The 14731-nt window shown below is 42.9% G+C and carries 12 protein-coding genes; 3 read left to right on the top strand and 9 right to left on the bottom strand.

The window, feature by feature from the left end:
* Positions 1-10: 10 nt before the first annotated feature.
* Positions 11-1402 (bottom strand): 3-oxoacyl-ACP reductase, encoded by a 1392-nt coding sequence (locus ACINWC323_RS15770; protein WP_005229792.1) that lies wholly within the window; start codon positions 1400-1402, stop codon positions 11-13.
* A gap of 223 nt (positions 1403-1625) precedes the next feature.
* Here ACINWC323_RS15770 and ACINWC323_RS15775 point away from each other — a divergent pair, with 223 nt between their 5' ends.
* On the top strand, positions 1626-3161 hold the full coding sequence (locus ACINWC323_RS15775; protein ID WP_009508589.1) for an acetyl-CoA C-acetyltransferase: 1536 nt from the start codon (positions 1626-1628) through the stop codon (positions 3159-3161).
* An 84-nt stretch (positions 3162-3245) separates the two neighbouring features.
* On the opposite strand, the gene ACINWC323_RS15780 is transcribed toward ACINWC323_RS15775, so the two are convergent.
* The 5 genes from ACINWC323_RS15780 to ACINWC323_RS15800 all read right to left on the bottom strand — a co-directional run bounded on the left by ACINWC323_RS15780 (position 3246) and on the right by ACINWC323_RS15800 (position 8338).
* On the bottom strand, positions 3246-5753 hold the full coding sequence (locus ACINWC323_RS15780; RefSeq protein ID WP_009508601.1) for a tetratricopeptide repeat protein: 2508 nt from the start codon (positions 5751-5753) through the stop codon (positions 3246-3248).
* Between the two features lie 123 nt (positions 5754-5876).
* Positions 5877-6230 carry a hypothetical protein gene (locus tag ACINWC323_RS15785; RefSeq protein ID WP_009508639.1) on the bottom strand — a complete coding sequence of 118 codons (354 nt, stop codon included), beginning with the start codon at positions 6228-6230 and terminating at the stop codon, positions 5877-5879.
* Positions 6231-6346: 116 nt separating this feature from the next.
* Positions 6347-7135: a glutathione S-transferase N-terminal domain-containing protein gene (locus ACINWC323_RS15790; RefSeq protein ID WP_009508590.1), complete on the bottom strand. Its 789-nt coding sequence runs from the start codon at positions 7133-7135 to the stop codon at positions 6347-6349.
* A 12-nt stretch (positions 7136-7147) separates the two neighbouring features.
* Positions 7148-7660 carry a ribonuclease E activity regulator RraA gene (gene rraA / locus ACINWC323_RS15795; RefSeq protein ID WP_009508575.1) on the bottom strand — a complete coding sequence of 171 codons (513 nt, stop codon included), beginning with the start codon at positions 7658-7660 and terminating at the stop codon, positions 7148-7150.
* Positions 7661-7672: 12 nt separating this feature from the next.
* Positions 7673-8338, bottom strand: coding sequence for an NAD-dependent epimerase/dehydratase family protein (locus ACINWC323_RS15800; RefSeq protein ID WP_009508594.1), 666 nt, complete (start codon positions 8336-8338; stop codon positions 7673-7675).
* Positions 8339-8551: 213 nt separating this feature from the next.
* Between ACINWC323_RS15800 and rpsT the strand changes: the two genes are divergently transcribed.
* Positions 8552-8818, top strand: a complete 267-nt coding sequence (rpsT, locus tag ACINWC323_RS15805) for a 30S ribosomal protein S20 (protein ID WP_004771687.1) — start codon at positions 8552-8554, stop codon at positions 8816-8818.
* A gap of 47 nt (positions 8819-8865) precedes the next feature.
* Here the strand turns inward: rpsT and ACINWC323_RS15810 are convergent, their stop codons facing one another.
* Both ACINWC323_RS15810 and ACINWC323_RS15815 read right to left on the bottom strand, forming a co-directional pair.
* Complete coding sequence (locus ACINWC323_RS15810; protein WP_009508630.1) at positions 8866-10134, bottom strand: hypothetical protein; 1269 nt, start codon at positions 10132-10134, stop codon at positions 8866-8868.
* Between the two features lie 184 nt (positions 10135-10318).
* Positions 10319-13120 carry a M66 family metalloprotease gene (locus ACINWC323_RS15815; RefSeq protein WP_009508550.1) on the bottom strand — a complete coding sequence of 934 codons (2802 nt, stop codon included), beginning with the start codon at positions 13118-13120 and terminating at the stop codon, positions 10319-10321.
* Between the two features lie 307 nt (positions 13121-13427).
* Here ACINWC323_RS15815 and ACINWC323_RS15820 point away from each other — a divergent pair, with 307 nt between their 5' ends.
* Positions 13428-13844 carry a hypothetical protein gene (locus ACINWC323_RS15820; RefSeq protein WP_009508554.1) on the top strand — a complete coding sequence of 139 codons (417 nt, stop codon included), beginning with the start codon at positions 13428-13430 and terminating at the stop codon, positions 13842-13844.
* 138 nt (positions 13845-13982) lie between these two features.
* Here ACINWC323_RS15820 and ACINWC323_RS15825 read toward each other — a convergent pair whose 3' ends face one another.
* Complete coding sequence (locus tag ACINWC323_RS15825) at positions 13983-14714, bottom strand: histidine phosphatase family protein (protein ID WP_009508606.1); 732 nt, start codon at positions 14712-14714, stop codon at positions 13983-13985.
* Between the last annotated feature and the right edge of the window lie 17 nt (positions 14715-14731).

Below are 14731 nucleotides of genomic sequence, written 5' to 3'. Positions count from 1 at the left end.
CTTGAAGTTGTTAAGCACCTAACAAGCTTTGACCGCAGACGCGTACCACGTTACCAGTCACACCTGTTGAACCAGTAGACGCATACCACGCAATTGCTTCAGCTACATCTACAGGTAAACCACCTTGGTTCATTGAGTTCATACGGCGACCAGCTTCACGAATCGCGAATGGAATCGCAGCAGTCATTTGCGTTTCAATGAAGCCTGGTGCAACTGCATTGATAGTAATACCATTTTTCAATGTCGGCGCAGTAAATTTAACCAGACCGATCACCCCTGCTTTAGATACTGCATAGTTGGTTTGACCGAGGTTACCCGCGATACCACTGATTGATGATACACAAACGATACGGCCATTGGCATTTAAACCGTCATGAGATAGTAAGTAATCGTTAACACGCTCAATGGCAGACAAGTTAATGTTAATGACAAGATCCCAAAGCTCAGGCTTCATATTTGCCAATGTTTTGTCACGGGTAATCCCTGCATTGTGAACGATCACGTCTAAACCGCCTTGTTTTGCAGCAGCAGTCTTGATTTTTTCACCCGCATCCGCAGCTGTAATGTCGATTGCGAGTACTGAACCGCCAATTGAACCTGCAACACGCTCAAGATCCGCTTGTTGTTGCGGAACGTCTAAACAAATGACATGTGCACCATCACGTGCCAAGACATGTGCAATCGCTTCACCGATACCACGGCTCGCACCGGTAACCAATGCAGTTTTACCTGCAAGTGGTTTCGCCCAGTCCAGATCCGCCACATCAGCTTTAGATACACGGATCACTTGACCTGATACATAAGCAGAACGTGGTGAAATCAAGAAACGTAAAGTTGATTCAAGATTCGCTTCTGCACCTTGGTCAACATAAACCACTTGAGCAGTAATGCCTTTTTTGAATTCTTTACCAACAGATTTGATGAAACCTTCAAGCGCACGTTGTGCAATCGCCTGTTTGACTGTTTTTGCAGTTTCAGGTGTGGTACCGATCACAATCACACGACCTGAACTTGAGATTTGACGAGCGATTGGATTGAAGAAGTTATACAACTCTTTTAACTGCTCAGAATCCTGAATGCCAGAGGCATCAAATACAACCGCTTTGAATTTAGATTCTTTATCATCGGCATTTAATGGACGCAGATTTAAACCGACTTTTGCAGCAGTCTGCTGTAACTCAACATTATTACCGACATAGCTATCTGCATGAATATTGCTAAGAACTTGAGCAATCGCAGCAGAAACCGTACTTGATGGTGCTGCGCCAAGCAATACTGCCCCATTCACAACAGGTTGGGCACTTTCAAAACGATCTAGCGTCACTGGTGATGGCAAACCTAAATTTTTTACAACAAATTTACCTAAAGGTGATTGTGTAAATGCTTGGTATTGATCAGTCATGGTTATTATCTCTCATACAAATGAATTTGTTACAAACACATGAATCATGTTGGGATATGGCATGAAATCAATGTCTGATTGACTCATTACAAATCATACTTGAGTTCATGTCTGGATGTCTTGACCTGAATGTGGTCGCAAGCGTCATTCTAGTCAATACAGCTATATGGGAAATATGGTATGTTTGTAGCAAGAATATCGCAATTATGCTTGGAAAAGCCTTATGAGCAAAACAACTCAAGAAAATCCAGCAGTCGACAATTCTGCTCAGGAGACTGTGTCAAATACATCAACAGCAGCTTCTACGAAACGTAAAACTGCGAGCACAACTCCAAAAGCAGCAACCACGACACCAAAAACAACGCGTGCCCGTTCTACAACACGTAGTGCAGGTGCTGCAAAAAGCGCTGCTTCTTCTACAACGACGAAAGCAGCGACTGCTAAAACAACCAAACCTTCTGTTCAACAGGATAAAACCATGAGCCAAAACACTGTGCGCCGTGTTGCCATTATCGGCGGTAACCGTATCCCTTTCGCTCGCTCTAACGGCGCTTATTTCACAGCTTCTAACATCGACATGTTTACAGCTGCGTTAAACGGTTTGGTTGAGCGCTTCAACCTGCAAGGTCAACGCCTAGGTGAAGTGGTTGCGGGCGCAGTATTAAAGCACAGCCGTGATTTCAACATGACACGTGAATGTGTATTAAATACGCAACTTGCACCAGAAACCCCTGCTTATGACATTCAACAAGCATGTGGTACAGGTTTACAGGCCGCTTTCCTGGTCGCAAACAAAATTGCTTTAGGTCAAATCGAAGTGGGTATCGCAGGTGGTGTTGATACCACTTCTGACGCGCCAATCGCTTTCGGTGACGGCTTACGTAAGGCCCTGCTTGAGCTTAACATTGCCAAAACAGGTAAAGACCGTTTAAAAGCTTTAGCGAAAATCAATGTAAAAGACCTGATGGATGCACCTAAAAATGGTGAACCACGTACCGGTTTATCAATGGGTGACCACCAAGCAATCACTGCGCTTGAGTGGGGTATTCCACGTGAAGAACAAGATGCGCTAGCTGCCTCTTCTCACCAAAAAATGGCAAAAGCATACGAAGAAGGTTTCTTCGATGACTTAATTACGCCATTCCTGGGTTTAAGCCGTGACAATAACTTACGTGCTGACTCAACTGCCGAAAAACTGGCAAAATTAAAACCAGTGTTTGGTAAAGGCGAAGCTGCAACCATGACAGCAGGTAACTCTACACCATTAACTGATGGTGCGTCATGCGTTCTTTTAGCGTCTGAAGAATGGGCGAAAGCCAATGGTCACGAAGTCCTTGCTTACCTGACTTTCTCTGAAACTGCTGCGGTTGATTTCGTGGGCAAGAAAGAAGGCTTATTAATGGCCCCTGCTTATGCAGTTCCACGTATGCTTGAGCGTGCTGGCCTTAAACTTCAAGATTTCGACTACTATGAAATCCACGAAGCATTTGCATCACAAGTGCTTTCTACCTTGAAAGCTTGGGAAGATGAAAAATTCTGTAAAGAGCGTTTAGGTCTAGATGCACCTTTAGGTTCAATTGATCGTAGCAAGCTCAACGTTAAAGGTTCTTCTTTAGCTGCGGGTCACCCATTCGCCGCTACAGGTGGTCGTATCATTGCGACTGCTGCGAAAATCTTAAACCAAAAAGGTACAGGTCGTATCCTTGTTTCGATCTGTGCTGCGGGTGGTCAAGGTGTAACCGCGATTATTGAAAAATAATTGCTCACCGACCGAAGCAAAAAAAGCTGAATCACTTGATTCAGCTTTTTTATTGCTTAGTGCTTTACTGCGCTTACGCCCTGCTTAATCAGATGCAGATTCATCAAGTTGTATAGCATTACTTACGATATATTCCTGCCAATGCTGATATTTTTCAGGATTTTTAAACTGTTCGGATTCAGCATAATAATGCAGTAACTGCTTCAATGCATAAGCATAATCAGCATACTGCAATGCCTTTTCAAAATATTGAATGGCCTTTTTAATATTCTGCTTAAACTGATGCCCTGCTTCATACATCAGTGCATAATAGATCGCCGTATATGCCTCGTCTTTATCACGCTTAATCAGCTTGGCAACTTGAGCATATGCCGCCTGTTGATAGTAGATATCAGCAAGCTGTTCTCCACTGAAATAAAACTGCTGCTCGGCACGTTGATAATATGTTTTGGCAAGCTCCAGATCCTGTTCAACGTCAATCCCGTCATAATAAAACCCTGCCAGATTTTTGCAGGCCTGGCCATTCCCCAATTGTGCACTCTTGTTAAAACATTCAATCGCCAGCTGGACATCCTGCTCAATCCCGTGCCCGTTAAGATACATACACCCCAGATTGTTCCAACCCCACGAATTGTCCAGTTGCACTGCTTGCCAGTAATAGTCCAGCGCGCGCACATAATCTTGCTGCACACCTTCACCGTTATTATAAATCAGGCCCAAGGCCACCATACTCTCACTATCCCCCTGATCCGCAGCAGCTTGATAATATTGTATGGCTTGGGCAATATCATGATGTTCTTCAAAAGATTGCGCCATTTTTAACAAGGTATTGACCTTCAGCTGACCAAAATAGCTATCGCCTTGAGCAGCTTTCCAGCGTGAATAGAACTGCTCGAAAAATCTTAAATCCTTGCCTTGGAAATTAAAGCGCCGCAGATAAAACTGGGCAATCTGATCAGGCTTAGCTTGTACCATTTGACGCTGCGGGTTGATAAAAAATACATTCAGCGCTTTGAATAAAGTTAATAGTCCTTGTTCCGGATCATAACGCTCAATTGCCGGCGCAATATAATCAAAACTTGTTGTTCCCAGCATGTTTTGTTTTGCATCGTAGTAATAGCTTCCCGCGGTCGTGATGCACTGGAACACGCCGTAACTGACATGCTGGATACGCTCAAACTGATTGGCAAGCGGGATCAGCCATTGCTGTTGCTTGGCATCAAACAGACCATATTGCCCTACATGTTCAAAAGGATAAATATCCTCGAGTTCATGCAGATATTCCCCCTCAATCAGCTTATCCATACCTTGCGCTAACAAAAAGCGATGGGTTTCGGTGTGATAGACAGACCATTGCTTATTTTTGCAATAAGCAAAACTACGATAACCATAACCCGACCATTCCTTTAGCTGATCAATATCATCAATCAGTAACTCGCCATTTGGTTTTAATACACAAATCTTGCGCTGGAACTTATTCGGCTTGACCCATAAATAGCCATTACTGAGCGGTTGCAGTACATCTTCAATATACTCTCCCAGATAGCTGCCGTTACTCAGGAAATAACGTCTCTTTGCCGAGCCTGTTTGTGCACAGTAATACAGCTTAACCTGTTCATTTAAATAATCCAGATCGAAAGGATGGTCCGATGATTCAGCGACAATAGCCTGATGCTGGAGATTAACCAGACGATACTGGCCTGCTTTAAATACATTAAAAACATCAGAGTAACGTAGCTGCTCTACTGCTTCGTAGCAGGCGGGAATCACCCATTGACCATCTTCCACACAGATTAGGCCTTCTAATTCCGGCTTTTCCTGTGGATGCACCACTGCATAATTTTTACCATCCAGCTGAAAACTGTCATAGGCATCTGCAAACTGTGCTTCGAGCAGAATCTTCCCATAATGATTGAGATAACCATATTGTGCATTGTGCTCAAATACGGCGATTCCCTCATCATTAAATGCCCAGATCTCGTTCATCTGCGGCGCAAGAACAACTTCTCCCTGACGGTTTCTGAGTCCCCATAGGCCATTTTCCTCAAAGCTTTCCGATGCATCGCGATAAAGTGATTCTTCCCAATAGCCCAATCCCCATTGCACCCAATCTGTCTGTAAGATATCCAGAAAGTTTTCATAGCCCGTTCTGGCCAATACCACATCCAGAATAGTTAGATCCCGCTGCTCCAGAGCCTGATCATACAAGGCTTTTTTCTCCAGGATGTCTTCAAGCCATTGCTGTGCCTGTAAACGATGACTGTCATCATTCATATTAAAGACATCAGTGGCATCCATTTCTAGCTGTTCATAAGGCAAGTGCTGTAACAGCTCGAACATGGTCTGCTGGGCCTCTACACAGCCCGCCTGTTCACTGAATTGATATTGTTCATTTAATAAATCGTAAAAACGTTGTAAGTACTCAACACCACCTTGGCGATCAAAGTACAGCAAATGCTCCTTACGGGAAGGTTGTGCAAAAAACAGCGGAAGTAACAACTGTGGAATTTCATATTTCCACTCACCTAGATAGCCCAAATCGCTATGCTGTTTATCTTTATTAACATTATATAAATAAATACGATGTGCCATGCATTTGTCTCTAGTTATTATCTTTATGAAAGTTCATACCCGAATATAGGGTAAGACTACACTTTTGTAGCCACACCTTATATGTGTTGGTTATTTGATAGATAGTGTTGCACTTATACTGCTCTATCTCGCCCGTTTAAACTTCACATAATAATCATTTAAAACTTTAATCGCTTGCTTGAGTTCTTTGAGATTGTCTTCATTATTTCCCAACTGCTCAACAAAACGTTGCGAGTGTAATTCCAGATCAATTTTTTCATTAATTTGCGGTGCAATCCGGAACAGCTTTTCTAAATCATCAAATCGTTCTAATTTTCGGTTCGAGAAATATTCCAGACGAAAACCCAAATCATTCAGTACCACACCATTTAAAATTGGCCCCTGTTCAGCATCAAAAGACAAAGCGTGTTCTTTTAGAAATAGCTGCTCAGGTGTTTGTTTAGAACTTTTGAAGAGATTGGTAAATTGACTTAACATTTTGGGTAGATCATATGACTATTTTCAGATCTATTAAACCGTTAAATCCAGGCTTGAAGCAACCATCACATCAGTTGATATAAAAAAGCACCTTGTAACAGATGCTTTCTGAACCGTTATGCGCTGTACTGCTTCTTTAAATATTTCATAATTTTGGCAGATTCAAACATTTTCACACCTGTATTTGGATCAACCAGATAAGGCACCTGAATATCACGTCCCATGACCTCAACCACCTTTTCACGTTTGCCATTCGGCAACGGAATATACTTACCGGGCTTTAGACGCAACACGGCTGGCCCCATATCCTGCCAACGTTCTTTCGGTACATTATGCAAAATATAGGGCAGTTCTAACTCGGTCAGGACTTCACGCACCAAACGAGTATATGGGCTCGCCTCAAAGCTCCACAGTTCCAATAACTGCGCTGGCGCTGGACGATCAACAATCTGCGGATCAATCCAGACGCCACGCGCTGCGTTAGCGACTGTGGCCAACGTAGACACATACGGAAGTTTTGGATAATGGCTATACTTTTTCGGTGTTTTCCCCGTTTTGCCATAGTGCTTAAACAGATGGTGAATAATGACTTGTGACTCATATAACTGGTCACCGGTATTTTCATCAATCAAAAAGGGAAACTGTTTTTTCCCACCTTTGGCTTTGACGATCTGTCGATATTTTTGCCCGCCTTTAGGACATGGATAAATTTCTACATCCAGATTCAGTAAGGTGATCACTTCACGGACACGGCGGCAAAATGGTGAACCTTCAAACTCATACAGTTTTATTGCCTTTGCCGGCTGATTAGGGAATGGTGTTCCCATTGCCCCTCGTCCGCCTTCAATTACACTGGCAACAACCGATTGTAAAACCTTGAGCTGGTGATTCACCCTATTCAGCATCGCACTCTCCTTTTAGCAGTCGACTAATTTTTCTTTTGCAATCACAATGCCATTATTATCTGCGTAGATATAATCGCCCGAGTTGATTGTCACACCACCAAAATACAAGCTAACATCGACTTCGCCTATGCCTTTACGATTACTTTTTTGCGGGATTGCAGCCAACGCATGTACGCCCAAATCCAGTTCTGCAAGTGCATCTACATCCCGTACACAGCCATAAATCACGACGCCATTCCAGTGATTTTTCACCGCTGACTCGGCAATCATGTCGCCCATCAGGGCACAGCGCATCGACGCCCCACCATCAACCACCAGAACTTTACCGCTACCATCGGTGGCCAAGAGTTCTTTCACACGTGAGTTATCTTCAAAACACTTTACAGCCACCACTTGACCACCAAAGGTTTTACGCGCGCCATAGCTTTTAAAGAATTTACCATCTAAAGAAGGTGTGACCACTTGCAGCTCTTTTTCAGGGTTATCATCTACCAAATCACAGGTTACAAAAGGAATTGTCCTCACTGAAATTCTCCGTTATTTGCTTTGTTGTATACTCAGGTTATCGTACAGTTTAAATGCGGCAGTCTGGGTTTGTGCTGCAACCCGCATAGTATGCGCCAATTGTTCTGCGGTAACAGGTTTAAGTTTAAACGGCCGAGTCCAGGTTTTTTCGACCAGTTTAAATGCTGTCTGTGCCAGATCTTCAAGCAGGCGAACCTCACTACGTTTGCCGATTAAAAGTGAGGGCTGGAAAATTGATAGCTTATAAATTGACAGGCTTTTCAGGTAATTTTCTAGTTCACCTTTGACTTTATTATAGAAAATTGGCGAGTTTGCGTTCGCTCCCAACGCACTTACCAGCAATAAATGAATATTTTTGTCCTGAATCAAATCAGCAAAATGCGCATTGATTTCATAATCAATTGCATAAAAAGCCTCTTTGGAACCCGCCTGTTTAATGGTGCTTCCCAAGCAACTAAAGGCGTGGGTATAGGCATTGACATCTTCATCATTCAACAACAGGAAGTCGTCCAGAATCAGCTGAGTGACCTTGCTATAAGCGTTTAATGTTTCTGAATTTTTCCTGACGACTACGGTAATCGTGTCAAAATCTTCAGCTTGTTGCAGTTCATCCACCAGTGCCTGACCGACCAGTCCTGTCGCACCAATTACAATTGCTTTTTTATCACCTGTTCTCATTTTTAATTCTTCCAAGCCATGACTAGGCTTAATGTAACGTTTTATTGGACGATTATCACCTGTTAAATGTACTTAAAAGTATCACAAGACTTGACTTCGGGGCTTAGTTTCCTCAAAATATGGCACTTGTTTACGGGCTGGTGAATGTTGCCAATGTTATTTTGGTTTTAACTTCAGCCCGCCCAGACCAACTTATTTTCAAGGAGTGCACGAGTGGCAAACTCTGCTCAAGCTAAAAAACGTGCTCGTCAAAACGTTAAAGCACGTAAACACAACGCAAGCTTGCGTTCTATGGTTCGTACTTACATCAAACGTACTGTAAATGCGATCGCTGCTGGTGATTATACTGTTGCTACAGAAGCTTACAAAAAAGCTGTTCCTGTAATCGACCGTATGGCTGATAAAGGCATCATCCACAAAAACAAAGCTGCTCGTCATAAGAGCCGCTTGAACGCTCAAGTTAAAGCATTAGCTAACTAATTTGATGCATATAAAAAAGCCCGAATTTTCGGGCTTTTTTATTGTCTTCAGTTTATCAAATATGGCTGTAAACCTGTTCCCGCCTCTTTCACAAGCAGCATCAGTTTCTGACAGAACTTATAACTTTCCTCCAGCAACCCCAGATCACGCGCACGCGCATTGTGCTGAGTAAAAGACCGTTTATAAAACTGATAGCGCTCATTTAGATAATCATGATCCTGACTCAGTGCAATCATCATCAATTCAAAACGAAAATCCAGATCCACCATAAAGTCTGCCGGCATATCGCCATAGGCCCACGCTTGCAGCGCTTCCAGTTTGCCGTGCCCCAGATGTGTAAAGATAAAAGCAATATAAGCATCCAGCTGTTTAAAGAAATCCTGAATATTAGCCTTGCTTTCCCAACGTCCCGTTAATGCAAAACAAGGTTCTGGATTATATTCCCCATTAGCACGCCGATGCACATCCATCGAACGCAGCCTAAAAATCAACCGTTCAGATAACTGCTCCTGCAAGTGCTGAGGAATAAAATGATCGGTAAAATCCATTGCAAAAGACAGCATGGGGCTGATGGTCAGTTTTCTCAGCACCATCTTCAATTGATAAAACACACCCAGCTGTTTCTGGGTCAATAAAAAACACCGGTAACCCGTATCCAGCGCCAGCTCCGGTCGACCAATATTGCCCCAGTTAGAAATAAAATCATGCGCTACATTAAACACATCAAGCTTGAGATGCCGGGTATCGTCCTGCTGTTTAAACCATTGACCAATCAGTTGCTCTGCGGCAGCCATATTATGTGGCATCTCAAAATCACCTGTTTGCAACAGCGATTTCGCCTCTTGTACAGGCTGAATTTGTTTTAACTCTAATGGCTCCAATAAATACGGTTGCAGCATATTTGAGACGGCATTTTCAGGAGACTGCAATTCACCAATTGCCCACACATTATAATTCGGCTCATAAAACCCGACCCCGGTCTCTTGAACCGTTTCATAAAAAACCCGATACATCGCATCATTTTGAGCCTCATTGGCCAGCACTTCAACTTGCACACTGGCACATAATCCTTGAGCAAATTTGCTCTTGAGCCCTTGCACCCATTGTTGAGTAGGCTCAGAGAAATAGGCTTGATATTGCGGATCACAAATTTTATCTGAAAACAACTCCAACCAGGCCTGTAATGTTTTACCCTGACTGGAAGTGTTGCAATATTGCTGATGCAGCTCAAAAGCAACCTGTTGAGAATCATCTTCTGCGGGCACTTTGCCTGTAAAAATCTCAGGCTCCCATAAATAAATTGTGTTTGATAACATCTTTTTATCCAATTATGTGTCGGTTTTCTCTTTTTATTTACCTATCATGACGAAAAAAGACTGATTTTAAAAGTACCGTTTTTATTATTTTTAACTTTTTAGGACATTTTATTGATGAAAAAATATGAAGCCCCAAAGAGCTTCATATTTTTTATTTATAAAATCAACTTAGATACTATAGTAATTAAGGTATTACTGATAAAGCCTTAGCTGCGATTGGTAAATTCCTGGCAGATAGTCCTGCAAGTAGCAGACTATGATTCATTACCGGAATACTCCATTTCTGATTGGCCCCATTGGTACAGCGATAACGGATTAAGCGTGCACGATTATTGCTTAGATACCCACCTTCCAGATCAAAACACTGATTTGACTGCTTTATTGCCTGTGCAACAGTATCCATCTCCCAAACCTGACTATTTGCAGTACCACATGGCATCAGATTGATCACATTTCCAGCCGTAGTGGTGAGGCATTGATCAATATATTGCTTGTTATGGATTTTGCCCAAGGCATCATAAACCCATTTTTCCGAATCATCCCCAACACAACCCGTCGCTCCACTAATAAAGGCATTGAGCTGTCCATTTGCCAACTTCTCGGCTTTTAAACAGTTGCTTCTGTTTAACAAGCTACTTCCTGATGCAAAACTCAGATCATCTTTCAGTTCCAGTTTTTCAATAAAGGCCTGAAAGGCATTTACCGCATCAGGATTCAAATTGCTTAAATCCGAGCGATAGACATTGATCCAGCGATTTAAACGATAAAGCTTAATCTGCTGCTGGGTATAACGCACCATTTCAGTTTGTGCATCTGAGGATAACTGATCCTTAAAGCTTCGATATGAATCAAACAGCAATTTAGATTCAGGTGAAAGATTTATAACAGCCTTATTCTTATTTTCGAGCAAAGCCTGTTCCAGCTGCGGTAACTCAATTGACCTTAGAGCTGAATATTCTGCCTCCTTACCAATATCAACTGCTGGTGTTAAAGCAGGCGTATTGACAGGAATCGACATACTCGACAATAAAACTGCTGCCTGATTGGCCTTTTTACAATAAAGCTTGACCTGCTGCGGTGCCTCACTTTGTGCCAGATTAATATGGAACTTATTGGCATTACCATTCATGCGCTGCGGTGCCAAAGCAATATTTTGTGTTGCACTTGCAAACTGTACATTGAGCCAGCAATTTGCGGTTACAGCAGCTGGATTTACTTGCGGTAGATCAAATACATTCCCCCAATTTCCTTTTGCTGCCGGATAAATTAAACCAACTTGCGCCTCTGGATCGTACCCCCCTAAAATCGTATACACAGGCACACCAAACATTCTTGGTTTTAGATAGTTACCATCATCGGCACGGTTATACCAGACATTACTTGAATTTGGCGTTTTAGGCTGTGCAACCTCCATCATACGGGTACTGGCATTCCACTTTTTATAACCGGTCGGCGAACTCTCATCCCATACATAACGATCAAAAGCCGGCTGAATTTTTAGGTAGGTGCTATAACCGGTGTAATGGGTATATTTGGAAATACTACTGGCAGTTGCACCGCCCGACATCGCATCCCAACCATAGGCATATTTATTCAGGAAGTTCGGTACGCCATTGGTACCATCGCCTAGAATGGTATTGGTCCAGTTAAGATTGCCACGCATTTTGTTTCTAAAGGCGATATACCCCCAGCCACTGTCCGCATGATGCGCAGCCCAGAACATATTATTCCCTTCTGCGCCAGGATAATGTCCAAGCCCATAATGATGGCCGATCTCGTGGCTAAATTCATTGCCCACAGAATCGATCAAGGTCAACATGCCATTACCGCCACTTAGGCCATGCGTTGCCTCACCATTGCTATATTTCCCGCGTGCATAATGCGCTACCACACTTTGAGTCAACTGAGGTTGTTCCTGACTCGCCATTGACGCACTGGTGATACCCCAGTTGGCGAGATTAATGCCGACACCGAAAGTCGACTTGGCGGTATTTTCACGCATATCACCGCTATATACATCCCCTGTTGTGGCACTGACTGTGTCATAAATAACACCGCTTGCAACCATGACCCTATCGAGTTTTAAATCATCATATTTTGCAACGATCATACGCGCCGCCGGAATGGTCTGGAAGTAATCAGTGCCCGCTTTGGCAGGCTCAAGCAACATATAATGTCCTGTTGATTTCGGCGGATCGGTTAATAAGCCTAAACGGATATTCTGTAGCACCAATTCACCAGGTGCGGCCAGATCAATCTTGTCTGCTGTTAAATCACCACTACGATTATTCACTGGATCAATCACCCGAAGATGCAGACCTGTGCGGATTTCATGCCACTTCAACGCGACTGTCCATGCCCGCGTCGAATAACTGACAGGCGGACGCCCATCGGTATTGGATTGATCCGAAGCTGCAATTCTTGAGGGTTCTTTCAATTTAACCGTTCGTAGCAGTTGATTATCCCGATAAATTTCGACATTTAATGCCTGCAGATCACCCATTTCTGCCAATGGCGTCACCAGTAACAACGCATCTTTTTCCGCGGTTAAGCGTGGCATCGAATCTTTTTCATTCTGGTTAGGATTGACCACATGGCTTTGTGCAAATTGCAACATTGCCGCAAATCCGCCATTTAAATCATTGCGTAATATTCTTGGCAGTCCGAGTTTATCGTAATCATAAAAGCCCAATACCGCTGCATCGATCACATCCTTGTTGGGTTCAGGATACTTTTCCATAGCAGGAGGCATCGATGGTGTTTCTGTTGTCGTAGCGCCACCTTGATTCGGTGTCTCAGGTGTCCCATCGCCTGGCAACTCACTGCTTCCATCGTCGGGAACCAGACCAGCATTTCCAGCCGTGGTATGATCATTGTTCGGTGGCTCAGTATGATGTGTTGTACCGCTGCCATCTGAACCACCACCGCAAGCCACCAGCATCATGGACAGCAAACAGACCGTTAAATGTTTAAGTTGTAATTGCATCACATTTCCCCAAGAAAAATTTGTCAGATTATCGTTAATGATAAATTCTGTTAATTAATTAAAATTAATATAAATCATGTATTTATAATATTAACAATTTAAATGATCGAATGTGAAGTTAATTTTTAATATTGAAATAGCATGCTTGATTTATTGTAATTTTAGAATAATAAACGCGGGTACAAGATCACAACCAGACCAATACCTAACTACATTTCTACAACTTAAAGGCCCTACTTTATGAAATTAAAATTAATTTAAATTGAAGTGTATATAAATAATTAAATATCACATGCTGGAGAGCATCATGAATAAAATCTGGAAAGTTATTATTCCCACTGCCTTTGCTTTATGCAGCAGCTTTTCCTTTGCAGCAACATGTAATAGCACCATCGATAACGATACGCTCAGTGATCTTACTATTCCAGCTGGCACCACCTGTACAGTGAATAATGCTTCGATTGAAGGCGATGTAAATATTCAAAAAGATGCCAGCCTGATTCTAAACAGCTCATCCGTTCAGGGCAGCATACAAGCCAATCAAGCCAAAGCCGTTCGCTTAATCAATTCAAGCGTGAGTGGTGATGTACGGGCAGTGCAGGCTGCAACCATGATTCAGTTGGAAAAATCGGTTATTTCTGGGGATCTGCAGTGCTCTGCATCCACTAAACTACAAACCAATTTAAGCAGTATTGAAGGACAAAAAACCGGTAAATGCCGCTAATTTCCTTTCTTCAATCGCCTTTAGAACAAAGCCCAAATAAAAATATTTGGGCTTTAGTAAACACTGATATTGTTGGCATATTTAGAGCAATCCCGCCTGCCTCATTTTATACATTATAGTGCCAAATTTTCTGTACCTCTATCTATTTAAAAACTGCTTTATATTCAAAACATTTTTCTCGCCGCGCCAAATCCATTTTAACTGGCTTTCGGCAAAATCATCACCTTCAAACCATACAAACAAACCTTCCATCATCGCAGGCCAATCTGTTTGATCAATCTGGTTTTTGCCGGAAATGACAGCAATGATAGCCGCAAGAATCGTGTCATGACTTACTGCTAGACTGAGGCTATTTTGCTGGGTGGGATGAGTATGGTACAGCAGTTCCAAGACATCAAATACGCCAGTGATCGGATGTTTCATCCCTGGCAGTGCATTATTCACAAAACTGTTGATAAAGCCCAAAGCGCCCTGCTTACGGAAATAGGGCGCAGCCTGCTTGATGTCTAGTACGAAGCTTCCTGGCTCAACCAGTAAACGCTGTTCCACAATTTCAATACGATGAGTATTCACTGCTTTACGGGTCTGGTCCGCACCTTCGATCATTAAGGCCGCGGTATCGACACAACGTTGAATTGGACTTGAAATACAATGCTGAATGGCCCGATCGCTATGTTGGCTTAAATACTCTCCCCAAGCATAAGCCAGATCACGCCCGGGTTCTGTTAATTGCAGATCATAACCCGCCAAGCCCTGCCCATCCACCAACTCACGCAAGGAGTGTCGGGTAAACAAGGTGACAGGGGTTGAAGCATCAGGTAATAAATCAATTGCTTCGAACATACTTTTCGGCAATAAATGCAGGGCCATATTCACACACAACTTTG

The organism is Acinetobacter sp. WC-323 (assembly GCF_000314615.1).
Taxonomy (GTDB): Bacteria; Pseudomonadota; Gammaproteobacteria; order Pseudomonadales; family Moraxellaceae; genus Acinetobacter; species Acinetobacter courvalinii.
The sequence above is the reverse complement of the archived record's forward strand: the minus strand, read 5'-3'. Positions and strand labels throughout refer to the sequence as shown.